General features: G+C 62.4%; 14 protein-coding genes. 4 read left to right on the plus strand and 10 right to left on the minus strand.

Features of this window, described 5'->3' with window-relative positions:
- Positions 1-87: 87 nt before the first annotated feature.
- Both Q7J44_RS22880 and Q7J44_RS22885 read left to right on the plus strand, forming a co-directional pair.
- A complete protein-coding gene (locus Q7J44_RS22880) occupies positions 88-1,107 on the plus strand; it encodes a ribose-phosphate pyrophosphokinase (RefSeq protein ID WP_304883388.1) in 1,020 nt (339 codons plus the stop codon).
- A gap of 58 nt (positions 1,108-1,165) precedes the next feature.
- On the plus strand, positions 1,166-2,605 hold the full coding sequence (locus Q7J44_RS22885; RefSeq protein WP_304883389.1) for a methyl-accepting chemotaxis protein: 1,440 nt from the start codon (positions 1,166-1,168) through the stop codon (positions 2,603-2,605).
- Between the two features lie 7 nt (positions 2,606-2,612).
- Here Q7J44_RS22885 and Q7J44_RS22890 read toward each other — a convergent pair whose 3' ends face one another.
- The 7 genes from Q7J44_RS22890 to Q7J44_RS22920 all read right to left on the minus strand — a co-directional run bounded on the left by Q7J44_RS22890 (position 2,613) and on the right by Q7J44_RS22920 (position 8,986).
- Positions 2,613-2,963, minus strand: coding sequence for an H-type lectin domain-containing protein (locus Q7J44_RS22890; RefSeq protein ID WP_304883390.1), 351 nt, complete (start codon positions 2,961-2,963; stop codon positions 2,613-2,615).
- A 106-nt stretch (positions 2,964-3,069) separates the two neighbouring features.
- Positions 3,070-3,456 carry a F0F1 ATP synthase subunit epsilon gene (locus tag Q7J44_RS22895; RefSeq protein WP_304883391.1) on the minus strand — a complete coding sequence of 129 codons (387 nt, stop codon included), beginning with the start codon at positions 3,454-3,456 and terminating at the stop codon, positions 3,070-3,072.
- Between the two features lie 10 nt (positions 3,457-3,466).
- A complete protein-coding gene (atpD, locus tag Q7J44_RS22900) occupies positions 3,467-4,909 on the minus strand; it encodes a F0F1 ATP synthase subunit beta (protein ID WP_304883392.1) in 1,443 nt (480 codons plus the stop codon).
- 17 nt (positions 4,910-4,926) lie between these two features.
- Entirely contained in the window at positions 4,927-5,793 is an 867-nt protein-coding gene (locus Q7J44_RS22905; protein WP_304883393.1) for a F0F1 ATP synthase subunit gamma, read from the minus strand.
- Positions 5,794-5,813: 20 nt separating this feature from the next.
- Complete coding sequence (atpA, locus tag Q7J44_RS22910) at positions 5,814-7,352, minus strand: F0F1 ATP synthase subunit alpha (RefSeq protein WP_135430288.1); 1,539 nt, start codon at positions 7,350-7,352, stop codon at positions 5,814-5,816.
- Positions 7,352-7,912, minus strand: coding sequence for a F0F1 ATP synthase subunit delta (locus Q7J44_RS22915; protein ID WP_304883457.1), 561 nt, complete (start codon positions 7,910-7,912; stop codon positions 7,352-7,354). Before Q7J44_RS22915 ends, atpA begins: the two co-directional genes overlap by 1 nt.
- 300 nt (positions 7,913-8,212) lie before the next feature.
- Complete coding sequence (locus tag Q7J44_RS22920; RefSeq protein WP_304883394.1) at positions 8,213-8,986, minus strand: class I SAM-dependent methyltransferase; 774 nt, start codon at positions 8,984-8,986, stop codon at positions 8,213-8,215.
- A gap of 88 nt (positions 8,987-9,074) precedes the next feature.
- Here Q7J44_RS22920 and gloB point away from each other — a divergent pair, with 88 nt between their 5' ends.
- Both gloB and clpA read left to right on the plus strand, forming a co-directional pair.
- Positions 9,075-9,842: a hydroxyacylglutathione hydrolase gene (gloB, locus tag Q7J44_RS22925; protein ID WP_304883395.1), complete on the plus strand. Its 768-nt coding sequence runs from the start codon at positions 9,075-9,077 to the stop codon at positions 9,840-9,842.
- Positions 9,843-10,019: 177 nt separating this feature from the next.
- A complete protein-coding gene (clpA, locus tag Q7J44_RS22930; protein WP_304883396.1) occupies positions 10,020-12,338 on the plus strand; it encodes an ATP-dependent Clp protease ATP-binding subunit ClpA in 2,319 nt (772 codons plus the stop codon).
- 229 nt (positions 12,339-12,567) lie between these two features.
- Here the strand turns inward: clpA and Q7J44_RS22935 are convergent, their stop codons facing one another.
- The 3 genes from Q7J44_RS22935 to Q7J44_RS22945 all read right to left on the minus strand — a co-directional run bounded on the left by Q7J44_RS22935 (position 12,568) and on the right by Q7J44_RS22945 (position 16,012).
- On the minus strand, positions 12,568-14,181 hold the full coding sequence (locus Q7J44_RS22935) for a peptidoglycan -binding protein (RefSeq protein ID WP_304883397.1): 1,614 nt from the start codon (positions 14,179-14,181) through the stop codon (positions 12,568-12,570).
- A gap of 2 nt (positions 14,182-14,183) precedes the next feature.
- Complete coding sequence (locus Q7J44_RS22940; RefSeq protein WP_304883398.1) at positions 14,184-15,293, minus strand: biopolymer transporter ExbB; 1,110 nt, start codon at positions 15,291-15,293, stop codon at positions 14,184-14,186.
- Between the two features lie 194 nt (positions 15,294-15,487).
- Positions 15,488-16,012, minus strand: a complete 525-nt coding sequence (locus Q7J44_RS22945; RefSeq protein WP_370693069.1) for a gamma-glutamylcyclotransferase — start codon at positions 16,010-16,012, stop codon at positions 15,488-15,490.
- Positions 16,013-16,080 lie beyond the last annotated feature (68 nt).

Consider the following 16,080-nt stretch of genomic DNA (forward strand, 5'->3'; position numbering starts at 1 on the left):
GAAGTCTTCCCCTGCATTGGTTTGCAAGACCCTAGCCGGGTGATAAGCGGTGTCAACGATCCGATTCCGTGGCCCCGGAGACCCATCATGCCCGCCATCACCGAACCCAAGCTGATTTCCGGCAATGCGAATATGCCGCTTGCCAAAGCCATCGCGCGCCGCATGTCGGTACATCGCGGCATGTCGGTGGGGCTGGTCGCCGCCCGGATCGAGCGGTTCAACGATCAGGAAATCTTTGTCGAAGTATTCGAGAATGTGCGCGGCGAGGATATGTATGTCATCCAGCCCACATCGAACCCCGCCAATGACAACCTGATGGAACTGCTGATCATGGTCGATGCGCTGCGCCGGTCATCCGCCGCGCGCATCACCGCCGTGATCCCGTATTTCGGCTATGCCCGCCAGGACCGCCGCGCCAAGGCCCGCACCCCGATTTCGGCCAAGCTGGTCGCCAACCTGATCGAAAGCGCCGGGGTCGACCGGGTGCTGACGCTGGACCTGCACGCCGCTCAAATTCAGGGCTTCTTCGACATTCCAGTCGACAACCTCTACGCCAGCCCGGTCTTTGCGCTGGATATCGAACATCACTTCAAAGGCCAGATGGATCAGCTGATGGTCATCTCGCCCGATGTCGGCGGCGTGGCCCGCGCCCGCGAACTGGCCAAGCGGATCAATGCCCCGCTGGCCATCGTCGATAAGCGCCGCGAAAAGGCCGGCGAGATTGCCGAAATGACCGTGATCGGCGATGTGACCGGCAAGAAATGCATCATCGTCGATGACATGTGCGACACCGCCGGCACCCTGTGCAAAGCCGCCGAAGTCCTGATGGAAAGCGGCGCGACCGAGGTTCACAGCTATATCACCCACGGCGTGTTGTCCGGCCCGGCGGTCGAACGGATCAAGAATTCGGTCATGAAATCATTGGTCATCACCGATTCCATCGAACAAAGCGCCGCAGCCACCGCCGCCTCCAACATCCGGATCGTGCCCACCGCGCCGATGTTCGCCCAAGCCATCCTGAACATCTGGAACGGCACCAGCGTTTCCAGCCTGTTCGAGACTGAAACCCTCGTCCCGATCTATGAGGGCATGTACCAACGCGGTTAACCTGGCTGAAACCGGATGCGGTCAGACTGCGGGTCTGGACCCTGACCGCGAGATCACGATGGAAAATGCTGCTCTTGGCTGGGACCGTTCCACGCCGCCGCCCCCTGATCAGTCCATGCCGTGCCCGGACGACCGGATCATGGATGAAATGGTCTCGGCCTCGGTGCAGCTAGGGCATGACATCGTGGACGTGGCGGGCTTTTTTGACGGTGTCGATGATGCCGCCGCCGAACAGGTCACGCGGCTGACTCACGTGCGCGACAGCGCCCGCAGCGTGTCGAAGGCATCCACCTCTATGGTCGGCACGACCGAACGCCTGTCCACGGTGATGGGCAGTCTGATCGACGTGCTGGCAACGTCGACCACGCAGTTGCATCAGGCGATCGGCGCCAGTCAGCAGGTCATGGGCTGGGTCAGCGGCGTCGGCGGCCCCTTGGCCCGGATCGATGAGGCAATGCGGGCCACGCAGGCGTCAAACTCGCGCATTCTTGATATCGCACGCGAAGTGAACATGCTGGCGATGAACGCGAAGATCGAGGCTGCCCGCGCCGGGGACCGCGGGCGCGGTTTTGCCGTGGTGGCCGATGCGGTCAATACCCTGTCAGCCCAGACCACCACTGCCGCACGTCTGATTTCGGAAATGGTGGGCTCGCTGGCCGGGGAAATTGCCGCATTGCGGGCCGAGGCCGAGGTCACGGTCAGTCAGGCCGAAACCGGCCTGCGTGACCTTGCCTCTGCGGGCTCGGCGTTGGAACATCTTGGAACACAGGCCGGCGCAGCGGAATCGGAACTGGCCGCAATGGGCACCGATGCGCAAGAGATGCGCACTGTCATGCAGGGGTTTGCGCCGACATTCCTGTCGCTTTACGAAGGCGTTATCGACCAGACCCAGATGATAAACGATGCCCGCCGCCGCGTGTCCCGGCTGATCACGCTCAGCGAGCGTATGGTGCAAAACATGTTCGCGCTTGGCGGTGCGTCGGAAGACCGGCCCTTGATTGAGGCTGTGATGCAGTCGGCAACCCGGCTGGGCGAGGCGTTGGAACAGGCGGTGGACCGCGGCGATATTCGGCAAGAGCAGCTGTTTTCGTCTGACTACCGCCCGGTTCCCGGCAGCAACCCTGCCCAGGTTCTGGCCCCTTTCACCAGCCTGACAGACAAGCTGTTCCCCCCGGTGCAGGAACAGATGCTGACGCTTGACCCCCGTATCGTCTTTTGTGCGGCGGTAACCCGTGACGGCTATCTCCCGACCCACAACAAGAAATTCTCGGCCCGTCAGAGCAATGATCCGGTCTGGAACACTGCGAATTGCCGCAATCGACGGGTTTTCGATGACCGGGTGGGTCTGGGGGCCGGCCAGTCCACCGCACCTTTCCTGATGCAGATCTACAGGCGCGACATGGGTGGCGGCACCTTTGTGATGATGAAAGACGTTTCAGCCCCAATCATGGTCAATGGCCGCCACTGGGGCGGGCTGCGCTTGGCGTATCGGTTCTAGGTGCGTCTCAGTCTATCTCCCAGTCGTCATCGTCCGACAGCTGACCAATCGCCATCCAATCGGCCCGTATCCGGGCGACGCGGGTGTTGCCCCAGGTTTTGAACACCAGATCGAAGCCTGCTGTGCCGATGTTTTCAGCCGTCAGGTCGGCGCGGGCATTGGCCTGATGATCCATGTCCCACATGGAAATGCACACATGCACCGCCGGGGCCTGTCGGAAAACCTGTGAAAACGCGACGGCGTGGCGGCTTTCCCGGCCCCCCTCGCCTGTCCACATCTCGCCGCCATCGGCGAAATCCGAAAACATCACGCAAGACCCCTGGGCCACGCCGATACTGCCGGGGGAAAACCGCTTCATGCGACTGGCCTTTCTGACGCGCCATTATCGAGCGAAAATCATTGCTGCAAAATGAACAGGCCCCAGCATATGCCGGGGCCTGTTCAGAATTCAACGGGCAGGCGCGTCACTGACCGATTGCGCTGCGGGCTGCCATCATGTCGGCAACCGCCTTGTCGGCAGCGTCCTTGTCGTCCGAGGCAGCGGCGGCGACGCGGACTTCGGCCAGCAGGCTCTCCATCAGGGCCGGGGTCGCCTCTTCCACCGGGACGGCACGTTCGGCCAGAACCGAAACGCCGGTCGCAGTGATCTCGGCAAAGCCGCCGGTCACGACAAAGGCCTTGATGCCATCGGCGGCAACCGCCTTCAGGATACCGGGGCGCAGGGTGGTGATGGTGGGGGTATGCCCCTCCATCGCCGTCATGTCGCCTTCGGCAGCCGGGATCTGAACCTCTGTCGCCTGAACCGACGCAAGGCGCCGTTCCGGGCTGACAAGGTCGAACTGAAAAGCCATTCTACCCTCCTTATGCCGCAGCGGCGGCGAGTTTGGCGGCTTTGGCTTTCACGTCTTCGATGTCGCCGACCATGTAGAAGGCGGCTTCCGGCAGGTGATCGTATTCACCGGCAACCACGGCCTTGAACGAGGCGATGGTTTTTTCCAGCGGGACCTGCACACCGTCAGACCCGGTGAACACTTTTGCCACGTCGAACGGCTGCGACAGGAAACGCTCCAGCTTGCGCGCACGGGCGACGGCCAGTTTGTCGTCTTCCGACAGTTCGTCCATGCCAAGGATGGCAATGATGTCCTGCAGAGACTTGTAGCGCTGCAGCACCTTCTGAACGTCGGTCGCAACCTTGTAGTGCTCGTCCCCGATGATCAGCGGGTCCAGCAGACGCGAGGTAGAGCCCAGCGGGTCCACAGCCGGATAGATGCCTTTTTCCGAGATCGAACGGTCAAGAACCGTGGTCGCGTCAAGGTGGGCGAAGGACGTGGCTGGTGCAGGGTCGGTCAAGTCATCGGCAGGAACGTAGACGGCCTGTACGGACGTGATGGAGCCGTTTTTGGTCGAGGTGATGCGTTCCTGCATCGCGCCCATATCGGTCGCCAGCGTTGGCTGATAGCCCACAGCAGACGGGATACGGCCCAGCAGAGCCGACACTTCCGAACCGGCCTGGGTAAAACGGAAGATGTTGTCGACGAAGAACAGAACGTCAGCGCCGGTTTCGTCGCGGAACTGTTCTGCCATGGTCAGACCCGACAGCGCAATCCGCATCCGCGCGCCCGGAGGCTCGTTCATCTGGCCGTAGACCAGCGCGATTTTCGACTTGGTCAGGTCTTCCAGATCGATAACGCCCGACTCGATCATCTCGTGATAGAGGTCGTTGCCTTCACGGGTCCGCTCACCCACACCGGCGAACACGGACACGCCCGAGTGCACTTTCGCGATGTTGTTGATCAGTTCCATGATCAGAACGGTCTTGCCCACGCCGGCACCCCCGAACAGACCAATCTTGCCGCCCTTGGTATAGGGGGCTAGCAGGTCGATCACCTTGATCCCGGTCACCAGAATCTGGCTTTCGGTGGCCTGCTCCGCAAAGGTCGGCGCAGGCTGGTGGATCGACCGGGTCTCGGACGCATTGACCGGGCCACGTTCGTCAACCGGCTCGCCGATTACGTTCATGATGCGACCCAGCGTTGCCGGTCCAACCGGAACCTGAATCGGCTTGCCGGTGTCGGACACCGGGGCGCCACGGACCAGACCTTCGGTCGCGTCCATTGCCACGGCGCGGACCGTGCTTTCGCCAAGGTGCTGCGCCACTTCCAGAACCAGCGGCTTGCCGTTGTTGTCGGTGATCAGCGCGTTCAGAATTGCGGGAAGTTCGCCTTCGAACCGCACGTCCACGACGGCGCCGATAACTTGCGTCACCTTGCCTGCCGCGGCAGCTGCTGTCGGTGCTTTTGCCATGTCGTTTCTCCAGTTCCTCAGAGCGCTTCAGCGCCCGAAATGATTTCGATAAGCTCTTTGGTGATCGCAGCCTGACGCGAGCGGTTATAGATCGTGGTGTACTTCTTGATCATATCGCCTGCGTTGCGCGTTGCGTTGTCCATCGCGCTCATCCGTGCCCCCTGTTCCGAGGCACCGTTTTCCAGCAGGGCGGTAAAGATCTGCGTCGCAACACCCCGGGGCAGCAGGTCGGCCAGAATGGCCTCTTCGCTGGGCTCATAGTCGTAGAGGGCGCTGGTGGTGCCCCCTTCGAACTTGGCCGGAATGATCTGCTGCGCCGTCGGCACCTGGCTGATCACCGACTGGAACCGGTTGTAGAAGATCGTCGCGACGTCAAACTCTCCCGCCTCAAAGCGCGCCAGTACCTCGCGTGCGATGTTCTGGGCGTTGGCGTAGCCGACGCGCTTCACATCGCTCAGGTCGATGTGACCCACCATGCTGGCTTCAAAGTCGCGGCGCAGCTGCTCGCGGCCTTTTTTGCCGACCGTCAGGATCTTGACCGTCTTGCCTTGTGCCAGCAGCTCATTCGCCCGCACGCGGGCAAGCCGCGCGATGGTGGAGTTGAATCCGCCGCACAACCCGCGCTCTGCCGTCATGACGACCAGCAGATGCACCTGATCCTTGCCCGTCCCGGCCAGAAGCCGGGGCGCGCTTTCCGATGTGCCGACCGATGCGGACAGACCTGCCATGACGGCATTCATCCGCTCGGCATAAGGCCGTGCCGCTTCGGCAGCGTCCTGGGCCCGGCGGAGCTTTGCCGCCGAGACCATTTGCATCGCCTTGGTGATCTTGCGCGTGTTCTTCACGCTCGCGATCTTGTTTTTCAAGTCCTTAAGGCTGGGCATATCCCTGTCCTTTCAGACGCTTAAGCGAAGGTTTTGGCGAATTCAGCGATAGCGTCTTTCAGCTTTTGCTCATCTGCGCCTTTGATTTTCGGGTCAGCGGTGGTGATCCAGTCGAGGATATCCTTGCGCTGATTGCGCAGGAAGGACAGCAGGCTGGCTTCAAACCGGCCCACATCCTTGACCGCAACCTTGTCAAGGAAACCGGCGGTGCCTGCATAGATCACGCAGACGATTTCCGCGTTGGTCAGCGGCGAATACTGGTTCTGCTTCATCAGTTCGGTCAGACGCGCCCCACGGGCCAGCAATTGCTGGGTCGAGGCGTCAAGGTCGGAACCGAACTGCGCAAAGGCCGCCATTTCGCGGTACTGTGCCAGCGACAGTTTCACCGGGCCAGCCACGGTTTTCATCGAGTTGGTCTGAGCAGACGACCCAACGCGAGACACCGACAGACCCGTGTTCACAGCCGGGCGGATACCCTGATAGAACAGCTCGGTCTCAAGAAAGATCTGGCCATCGGTGATCGAGATCACGTTTGTCGGAATAAAGGCCGACACGTCGCCGCCCTGGGTTTCGATGATCGGCAGCGCGGTCAAGGAGCCCGAACCGAAATCGGCGTTCAGCTTCGACGACCGCTCCAGCAGGCGGGAGTGCAGATAGAACACGTCGCCCGGATAGGCTTCACGGCCCGGCGGGCGGCGCAGCAACAGCGACATCTGACGGTAGGCCACGGCCTGCTTGGACAGGTCATCATAGATGATCAGCGCATGACGACCGTTGTCGCGGAAGAATTCCGCCATTGCGGTTGCCGAATACGGGGCAAGGAACTGCATCGGGGCCGGGTCGGAAGCGGTCGCGGCCACCACGATGGTGTATTCGATCGCGCCGGTTTCTTCCAGCTTCTTCACCAGCTGCGCCACGGTCGAGCGTTTCTGCCCGATGGCGACATAGATGCAGTACAGCTTCTTGGATTCGTCGTCGCCAGCCGCCTCGTTATAGGACTTCTGGTTCAGAATGGTGTCGAGCGCCACAGCGGTCTTGCCGGTCTGACGATCACCGATGATCAGCTCGCGCTGACCGCGGCCAACCGGGATCATGGCGTCAACGGCCTTCAGCCCGGTTGCCATCGGTTCGTGCACCGACTGGCGCGGGATGATGCCGGGGGCCTTCACGTCGGCGATCCGGCGCTCGGTTGCGGCGATCGGGCCTTTGCCGTCGATCGGGTTGCCCAGACCGTCGACAACACGGCCCAGCAGGGCGTTGCCCGCTGGCACGTCCACGATGGACTTGGTGCGCTTGACGGTATCGCCTTCCTTGATGTCCTGGTCGGAGCCGAAGATCACGACACCGACGTTATCGACTTCAAGGTTCAGTGCCATCCCGCGGATACCGCCGGGGAATTCCACCATTTCGCCGGCCTGAACATTGTCCAGCCCGTGCACACGGGCAATCCCGTCACCCACCGAAAGAACCCGGCCCACTTCGGCCACTTCGGCATCCATGCCAAAGTTCTTGATCTGCTCTTTCAGGATCGCAGAGATCTCAGCAGCCTGAATTCCCATCACCCAACCTCTTTCATTGCATTCTGGAGAGCTGCGAGCTTTGCCTTGACCGAGGTGTCGATCATGGTGGAGCCGAGCTTGACGACAAGACCGCCGATGAGGCTTTCATCGACGGCGGTTTTCAATTTCACATCCTTGCCCACGCGCGCTTTCAGCGTGGCAGCAAGAGTTTTGGCCTGTTCAGCCGAAAGCGCGGTAGCCGAGGTGACTTCTGCCGTAACCTCGCCCTTTTCTTCCGCGATGCGGGCGGCAAGGCCGGTCAGCACATAGGGCAACACAAAAAGGCGGCGCTTGGCCGCCATCAGCTGCAATGTGTTTGCGGTCAGATCCGACAGGCCCATCTTCGCTGCAATCGCAGCAATGGACCGGGCCTGATCGTCACGGGTAATCACGGGCGACGAAATCAACGTCCCGAAATCGGCGCTGCTGGACAGTGCGGCAGTCAGCGCGTCTGCGTCGGATTCGAGGGCCTTCAGGGCCCCCGTTTCCTTTGCCAGCTCGAACAGAGCAGTGGCGTAGCGCGCGGCAATGCCGGAGGAGATCGAAGCTGGTTCGGACACGTCATCCCTTCCGTTGTCTTGGCCCCCCTGCGCTCGGCAGGTCAGAGGCCGCCAATGGCGCACACTTGCGTATGCGTCTTGATTTTGCGCGTCTCTAGCAGAGCCTTTGACACCCCGCAACCGTGTTGGTCGCCCGTTTGTGATCCATTCACGTTGGTTTAACACATGTTTGCGCTGCACCTGCACACCTGCGACTCTTTGGCGCTCTTGTGACTGGTCTGCAAAGGCCAAACAGGCCCCCGGACCACGCCGTCAGGCAGCACTTCCAAGCCTGAACGAATCCCCCGGGCGGGCGCGCTGTCAGTCCTGCGTCGCCCCGTGCGGGTCTGCGGCGCAGGGAGTCGGCACCGGCTGGCCCACACCCTCCAGCACCCGCAGCGGGCGGCGCACCGCAGCGGCCAGCCCGCCGCGCGTCGGCGCATAGACCTGCTTTGTCGCCTCGACCATCAGCACCCCACCCACCAGCCAGGGCGCGCGCTTGCCGATCCGCTCCCAGAACTCCGCTGTGCGCAGCCAGAACCGGCCCGCCGAGGGCGGCGCGAACAAAGCGGCTACGGCGCGGTCCGGGGTGAAACCATGGCGCTTCAGCTGCGCCTCCAGCTGGCCGACACTGTAGGGCCGCCCGAAGCCGAACGGCGTGCCATCGCGCCGCGCCCACAGGCCAGAGCGGTTGGGCACAATGAACAGCGCCCGCCCCCCCGGCCCCAGCACCCGGTGCGCCTCTTCCAGCACCGCTGTCGGATGCTCGGACGTCTCCAACCCGTGCATCAGCACCAGCCGGTCCACCAGCCCGGTCGACAATGGCCATGCGGTTTCCTCGCACAGCACCGACACGTTCAGCATCCCCGCAGGCCAGGGCATCACCCCCTGCGGCCCCGGCATCAGCCCGATCACCCGGCGCGACTTCGGCAGATAGGGCCGCAACAACGGCACCGCAAAACCAAAGCCCGCCACCGTCTGCCCCGCCGCCGGGGGCCAGAACTGCACCACCTGATCCCGGATCGCCCGCTGCGCCACGCGCCCCAATTGGGTGCGATAGTAAAAGTTGCGCAGATCAAGCACATCAAGATGCATTGCGGACCATCCTTGTTCCGGGCCATGCTGGCCATTCTCGACACAATCAACCGAACGGACAACCGAACTGACAACCGACAGGACAACCATGCCCCTTGATCTTGTGACGATCCCTTGCCTGAAAGACAACTATGCCTTTCTGATCCACGATACCGCCACAGGTGCCACCGCCGTGATCGACGTGCCCGAGTCTGCACCGATACAGGCCGTCCTGCAAAGCCGCGGCTGGAAATTGACCGACATTCTGATCACCCATCACCATGATGACCATATCGCAGGCGTCGCTGCCCTGCAGGGAGCCACCGGGGCCCGGGTCTGGGGTGCACGCGCCGACGCCCACCGCCTGCCGCCGCTGGACCACGCCCTGACCGAAGGCGACAGCGTCACCATCGGGGCGGAAACCGGGACGGTCATCGACGTCTCCGGCCACACCATAGGCCATATCGCCTTTCACTTCCCCGAGTCAGGGCTGGTGTTCACCGCCGACAGCCTGATGGCCGCCGGCTGCGGGCGGCTGTTTGAAGGCACGCCCGATATCATGTGGGCCAGCCTGGCAAAACTTGCCGCCCTGCCCCCCGAAACGCTGGTCTGTTCGGGCCATGAATACACAACATCGAACATCCGCTTCGCCTTGTCCCTTGAACCCGGCAATGCAGCGCTTATCTCACGTGCATCGAAAGTGGCTCTGGCGCGCGAGGATGTTCGCCCCACGGTTCCTTCGACCCTGTCCGAAGAACTGGCCACAAACCCGTTCCTGCGCGCTGCTTTGCCCGAACTCAAGGCTGCGGTCGGAATGGCCGGATCGTCCGACGCGGAAGCTTTCGCCGAAATCCGCAGACGCAAGGACAGGTTCTGACACCGAAACGCCCAAGGGCTGATCACAATTGATGTGACATATGTCACCAATGCCCAAAGCGTAAATATTCTGCTTGAAGTACGGCAAATAAAACCGAACTTTAAGAGTATGAGGCAACGGTTGGTAAAGGTGAAATCCTCACCCGAACCTGCCCCGAGGAACAGGAGCACGCAGCAAGTGCCTTCGTTTTCAACCACTCTCGAGCAAGCCATCCACGGTGCCTTGGCCCTGGCCAACGCCCGTCGCCACGAACTCGCAACGCTGGAGCATCTGCTTCTGGCGCTGCTGGACGAACCCGACGCCGCCCGCGTGATGCAGGCGTGCTCGGTCAATCTGGTTGACCTGCGCAAAACGCTGATGGAATTCGTTGACGATGACCTGTCCACACTGGTCACCGATGTCGAAGGGTCCGAAGCGGTGCCAACGGCTGCGTTCCAGCGCGTGATCCAGCGCGCCGCCATTCACGTGCAGTCTTCCGGCCGGAATGAGGTGACGGGGGCCAATGTTCTGGTCGCGATCTTCGCCGAGCGCGAAAGCAACGCGGCCTATTTCCTGCAGGAACAGGATATGACCCGCTATGATGCGGTGAACTTCATCGCGCATGGTGTGGCGAAAGATCCGTCCTTCGGCGAAGCCCGCCCGGTGCAAGGGGCCGAAGAACACCACGAAACCCCGAAGGCCGAAGCCGGCGACGCCAAGGAATCGGCGCTGTCGAAATACTGCGTCGATCTGAACGTCAAGGCCAAGAAGGGCGATGTCGACCCGCTGATCGGCCGCGATGCCGAGGTGGAACGGTGCATTCAGGTGCTCTGCCGCCGCCGCAAGAACAATCCGCTGCTGGTGGGCGACCCCGGCGTCGGCAAAACCGCCATCGCCGAAGGTCTGGCGTGGAAGATCATCAACAAACAGGTGCCGGATGTTCTGGCCGGTGCCACCATCTATTCGCTCGACATGGGCGCATTGCTGGCTGGCACCCGCTATCGCGGTGACTTTGAGGAACGTCTGAAAGCGGTTGTGAAAGAGATGGAGGATCATCCCGATGCGATCCTGTTCATCGATGAGATTCACACCGTGATCGGTGCCGGTGCCACTTCCGGCGGCGCGATGGATGCGTCGAACCTGCTCAAACCCGCGTTGCAGGGCGGCAAGCTGCGCTGCATGGGGTCGACCACCTACAAGGAATTCCGTCAGCACTTTGAAAAGGACCGCGCCCTGTCGCGCCGGTTCCAGAAGATTGACGTGAATGAACCGTCGGTGCCCGATGCGATCAAGATCCTAATGGGTCTGAAGCCGCATTTTGAGGCGCACCACGATCTGCGCTACACTGCCGATGCCATCAAGTCGGCGGTCGAACTCGCCAGCCGCTATATCAACGACCGAAAATTGCCCGACTCGGCGATCGACGTCATTGATGAGGCGGGGGCCGCGCAGCACCTTCTGTCAGACTCCAAGCGCCGCAAGGTGATCGGCACCAAAGAGATCGAGGCTGTGGTCGCCAAAATCGCCCGCATCCCGCCGAAAAACGTCTCCAAAGACGATGCCGAAATCCTGCGCGATCTGGAAAAAACGCTCAAACGCGTGGTTTTCGGGCAGGACAAGGCGGTTGCGGCGCTGTGTTCAGCCATCAAACTGGCCCGTGCCGGCCTGCGCGAACCCGAAAAGCCCATCGGCAACTATCTGTTCGCCGGGCCAACCGGGGTGGGCAAGACCGAGGTGGCCAAACAACTGGCCTCCAGCCTCGGGGTGGAACTCCTGCGCTTTGACATGTCGGAGTATATGGAAAAACACGCCGTCTCGCGCCTGATCGGCGCGCCTCCGGGTTATGTCGGGTTTGATCAGGGCGGCATGCTGACCGATGGCATCGACCAGCATCCGCATTGCGTGCTGCTGCTGGACGAAATGGAAAAGGCGCATCCGGATGTGTACAACATCCTGCTGCAGGTGATGGACCATGGCAAACTGACCGACCACAATGGCCGGTCTGTCGACTTCCGCAATGTGATCCTGATCATGACCTCGAACGCCGGGGCCGCCGACATGCAGAAAGAAGCGATCGGCTTTGGCCGCGACAAGCGCACTGGTGAAGACACCGCCGCGATTGAACGCACCTTCACGCCCGAATTCCGCAACCGTCTGGATGCGGTGATCTCCTTCGCGTCACTTGGCAAAGAGGTGATCTTCCAGGTCGTCGAGAAATTCGTGATGCAGCTTGAAGCACAGCTGATGGACCGTGGCGTTCACATCGAACTCACGCCAGAGGCGACGACCTGGCTGGGCGACAAGGGCTATGATGACAAAATGGGCGCGCGTCCTTTGGGCCGCGTGATTCAGGAACACATCAAGAAGCCACTGGCCGAAGAACTGTTGTTCGGCAAACTGGTCAAGGGCGGCGTGGTCCGCGTCACGGTGAAGGACGATGCCATCGTCCTCGAAATCGACGAGCCGCAAAAGCCTCGCCTCACCGGCTCCAAACCGCCGCTTCTGACGGCGGAATGATCCGGCACCGATCCTGAAAGGGGCCTCTGCGACTGCAGGGGCCCTTTGCTTTTCCGCCCCCGATCACCCACCGCGTCAGAACCTTGATCCGCCCCGCGCCTTGCCGCAAGGCCAACCCGACAGGTCGCGGACCCAGATCAAGCCGGCCCCGCTCTCGGCTCCGCCCCCCATTCATCTGTTCATAAATATCCCGGGGTCAGCCTCAAGCGCCAAAGCCTCAAGGTTGCCCCTACCGCTCGGTCAGCTTCAGTTCAATCCGCCGGTTCTGCTGCCGTGCAGCCTCTGTCTCGCCCGTCACAACCGGGCGGTATTCGCCAAAGCCGGTCGCGGCAAGCCTGTCGGGCGGAAAGCCAAGGCCATTCTGCATGAACCGCACCACAGACAGCGCCCGGGCCTGACTCAGCTCCCAATTGTCGGCAAATGCGCCCAGACCTGACAGCGGCACATTGTCGGTATGGCCATCAACGCGGATGATCCAGTCAATCCCGTCCGGGATCTCGGACCGCACTTCGTTCAGGATTTCGACCACCCCGGCAATCTGCGCCCGGCCCTCTGGGGCCAGATCGGCGGCACCGGCCTGAAACAGCACTTCGCTGGAAAACACGAAACGGTCACCCACCACACGCACACCTTCACGGCCCGCCAGCAACCGGCTCAACTGCCCGAAAAATTCGCTGCGGAAGCGTTCCAGATCGGCATTCTCCGCCTCCAGCCGCAGGCGTTCCGCTTCTTCCAGCGCAGCGCGGCGGCGTTGTTCAGAGGCCACCTGCGCCAGTGCCGCATTCAGCTGCGACCCCAAGGCATCCAGCTGCACCTGCGCCGTCGCATCCTTTTCCTGCGCCTCGTTCAGCACCGCCTGCAGGCTGCCCAACTGGCCGCGCAGGGCGGCGATCTGTTCGTTCAGCAGGGCGACGCGCTGCGCCTCGGCAATTGTCTTGGCCTCCTGCTCGCTCAGCGCCCGCTCTGCCGCCGCCAGAGCGGCTGCGCGCTGATCAACAGTCTGCGCCGCCTGTGCCGCCTCGGTTTGCGCGGCGGCCAGCAGCAGCAGGGTTTCCTCGGCCCGCTTGCGCTGTTCTTCCAGCGCCAGCGTCATCGCAGCCATCGCGTCATCTGACCCGGCCATGCGCGCCCGCAGCGCCTCGAGCGCGGCGGCGTCCACCAGCCGCGCGGCTTCCGCCTCTGACACTGCGGTCTGTGCGGCTGTCAGCGCCGCCGCATCCTCGGTCGCTTTGGAACGCAGATCCGCAATCAGCGCTTCCAGCGCCTCGCGCTGCGCCGCGGCAAGGCGCGCCGCCTCCGCCTCGGCATCAACCTCTTCACGCGCCCGCGCCAATGCCAGTTGCAGCGCATCGCGTTCGGTCAGCAGGGTGGCGCGCGCGGCCTCCAATTCCTCGTTGCTGACGGTCAGATCGGCCACCTGCCCGCGTGCAGCATCGCGTTCGGCCAGCAGCGAGGCAACCTGCGCCTCAAAGCTCGCCACCCGGGCTTCGGCCGATTGCAAATCCGCCTCTGCCGTCGCCAGCCGTCCGGTCAGTCCGGCCACCAGCGCCGCCTGCCGCGCACCCTCGGCTTCACTCGCGGCAAGATCCGACCGCAGGGTGCCGACCTCGGCCTGCAGATCACCGACCCGGGTCCGTTCCAGCCCCAGCGCATCGGCAAGGGCGGCGATCTGATCGGTCAGCGAGTTCAGCTCGCCATCCTGCGTCGAGATGGTTTCCTGCAACACCGACTGCATGACGGTAAAGATCGTCAGCACGAACATCAGCACCATCACCAACGTGGTGACGGCATCGACAAAGCCCGGCCAGATGATCGACGCGTCCCGCCGCCGCGACAGGCCCATGGTCAGCGCCCCACACCCGTGCGCGACAATTGCCGGACCGCCGCCGTCAGCGCCGAAAGCTCGCCGCGCAGATCGGCCACGCTTTCCTGCCGCCCGGCGGATATTTCTTCCAGAATCCGCAGCATCTGCACATCGATGGACCGCAGGCGCATCCGGGTTTCAGCGTCGGCCTGCGTGCTGCTGTCCGGTCCGGTCAGCGCGGCGATCAGCTGTTCCTGCCCGGCGGCAATACGCTCCAGCACTGCCGTCTGGCCGCTGTCTTCCTGCATCCGCTGGGTCAGTGTGCCTATGGCAAGCGACAACTCGGAAATGCGCTGGTCAAAGGCGTCGCGGCTGGCATCCGATTGCAGCTGAAGGCCCTGCAACCCCTCCATCTGGCTGACCAGCTGATCCAGCACCAGGGCCACCGCGCCGCCATCAGCCTCGCCCTCGCCTTCACCACTGGAATAACCCAGACGGGTGATCGACGACAGCCACTCTTCCAGCTCGCGGTAGAATCGGTTCTGACCATGACCGGCGAACAGTTCCAAAAGGCCCACCACCAGCGACCCGGCCAGCCCCAGCAGCGAGGATGAAAACGCCGTGCCCATGCCGCCTAGTTGCGCTTCCAGCCCGCCCATCAGTTTGGCAAAAACCGCTGTGCCATCCTCACCCGGTTGCGGCGACAAGGACCGGATGGTTTCCACAATCGCTGGAACCGAAGTTGCCAGCCCATAGAATGTGCCCAGAAGGCCAAGGAAAATCAACAGGTTGGTCAGATATCGCGTGATATCGCGCGCCTCGTCGATCCGGGTGGCCACCGATTCAAGGATTGACCGCGAACTGGAGGACGAAATCTGCATCTTCTGCCCGCGCGACCGCAACAACGACGCAAGCGGTGCCAGCAGGCGCGGGGCGTGCTGGGTTTCAGCCCCCGAGCCATGGCGGACAAAATCCTCAATCCAACTGACCGACTGGATCAGGATCAGCACCTGCCAGAAGCAGGTGAACACGCCCAGCACAAAGACAAAGGCGATAAAGCCGTTCAGCCAAAGGTTCGACTGAAACACCTCGGCCACCTGACCATGGATCAGCCATGCGCCCGCAGCCACCAGACCGATGATCACCAGCATGGTCACAATCTGCTGGATCGGCTGTGTAAATGTCGCGACCCTGCGCTCTCGCACAGGGCGGCGATCTCCGGTTTTTGTCCCGGCTTTGGTCTGTTTCATCAGACGCTGCCCGCCCGTTTGTTCTGCCCTATGCGCATAGGGTACGCCACGAAAGCCTTGGTGCCAAAGAAATTCTCCGTGTCATTAGGGTGTCTTTAACCAACCAGCGCCCGCACCCGGCCCGCCAGCCATTCCAGTTCCGGGTCGGAAATCCCAAGGGTCGCAAGATGCGCCGCCGTGGACCACAGGTAATCGCGGTTCATGCCCCGCCCGCCGGACGCCCGCGCGATGATCTGCGCCTGATCTTCCAGTGCGATGCCGCCGCAATACTGCCAGTGGTCGGGGTCAATCACATAAACCAGCGCCGTGCAGCCGCCGCCATCCGGCCAATCCGCCTGCACCTGCGTTTCCAGATAGGCCGATGAGATCAGCTCACGTTCGCGCAGCAGCGCCAGCGTATCTGCCTCGGCCCCCGGGGCCACGCGGAAGGTGACGCCGTCGCAATGGTGCCCGGCGGCGCTGTCCAATGCCAGAACCAGCCCAGGGTCGGTCTCAGACCCGCGATGATGGATCGACCGCATGCAGAAAGACCGCCGCCAGCCCTGCACCCGCGCAATCCGCGTTTCTGCCACCGGAAACTCCGGATTCCAGATCAGCGATCCATAGCCAAAGACCCACATCGTCTCGGTCAAGTGACTGGCCCTCCCTGCATCCTGTCTCTAAACAACAGGTAAGGATGAATGAAAAG

It is taken from the genome of Pseudotabrizicola sp. (genome assembly GCF_030656345.1).
Classification (GTDB): domain Bacteria; phylum Pseudomonadota; class Alphaproteobacteria; order Rhodobacterales; family Rhodobacteraceae; genus Pseudotabrizicola.

Coding starts and splice junctions, on each gene's coding strand:
- Q7J44_RS22920 (WP_304883394.1), bottom strand. CDS start 8,986: ATGCATCTTGATGTGCTTGATCTGCGCAACTTTTACTATCGCACCCAA.
- atpA (WP_135430288.1), bottom strand. CDS start 7,352: ATGGGAATTCAGGCTGCTGAGATCTCTGCGATCCTGAAAGAGCAGATC.
- Q7J44_RS22935 (WP_304883397.1), bottom strand. CDS start 14,181: ATGGGCCTGTCGCGGCGGCGGGACGCGTCGATCATCTGGCCGGGCTTT.
- atpD (WP_304883392.1), bottom strand. CDS start 4,909: ATGGCAAAAGCACCGACAGCAGCTGCCGCGGCAGGCAAGGTGACGCAA.
- Q7J44_RS22945 (WP_370693069.1), bottom strand. CDS start 16,012: ATGTGGGTCTTTGGCTATGGATCGCTGATCTGGAATCCGGAGTTTCCG.
- Q7J44_RS22885 (WP_304883389.1), top strand. CDS start 1,166: ATGGAAAATGCTGCTCTTGGCTGGGACCGTTCCACGCCGCCGCCCCCT.
- Q7J44_RS22905 (WP_304883393.1), bottom strand. CDS start 5,793: ATGCCCAGCCTTAAGGACTTGAAAAACAAGATCGCGAGCGTGAAGAAC.
- Q7J44_RS22880 (WP_304883388.1), top strand. CDS start 88: ATGCCCGCCATCACCGAACCCAAGCTGATTTCCGGCAATGCGAATATG.
- gloB (WP_304883395.1), top strand. CDS start 9,075: ATGCCCCTTGATCTTGTGACGATCCCTTGCCTGAAAGACAACTATGCC.
- Q7J44_RS22895 (WP_304883391.1), bottom strand. CDS start 3,456: ATGGCTTTTCAGTTCGACCTTGTCAGCCCGGAACGGCGCCTTGCGTCG.
- Q7J44_RS22940 (WP_304883398.1), bottom strand. CDS start 15,293: ATGCTGGTGATCATCGGTCTGGTGGCTGCGGGCGCATGGCTGATCCAT.
- Q7J44_RS22890 (WP_304883390.1), bottom strand. CDS start 2,963: ATGAAGCGGTTTTCCCCCGGCAGTATCGGCGTGGCCCAGGGGTCTTGC.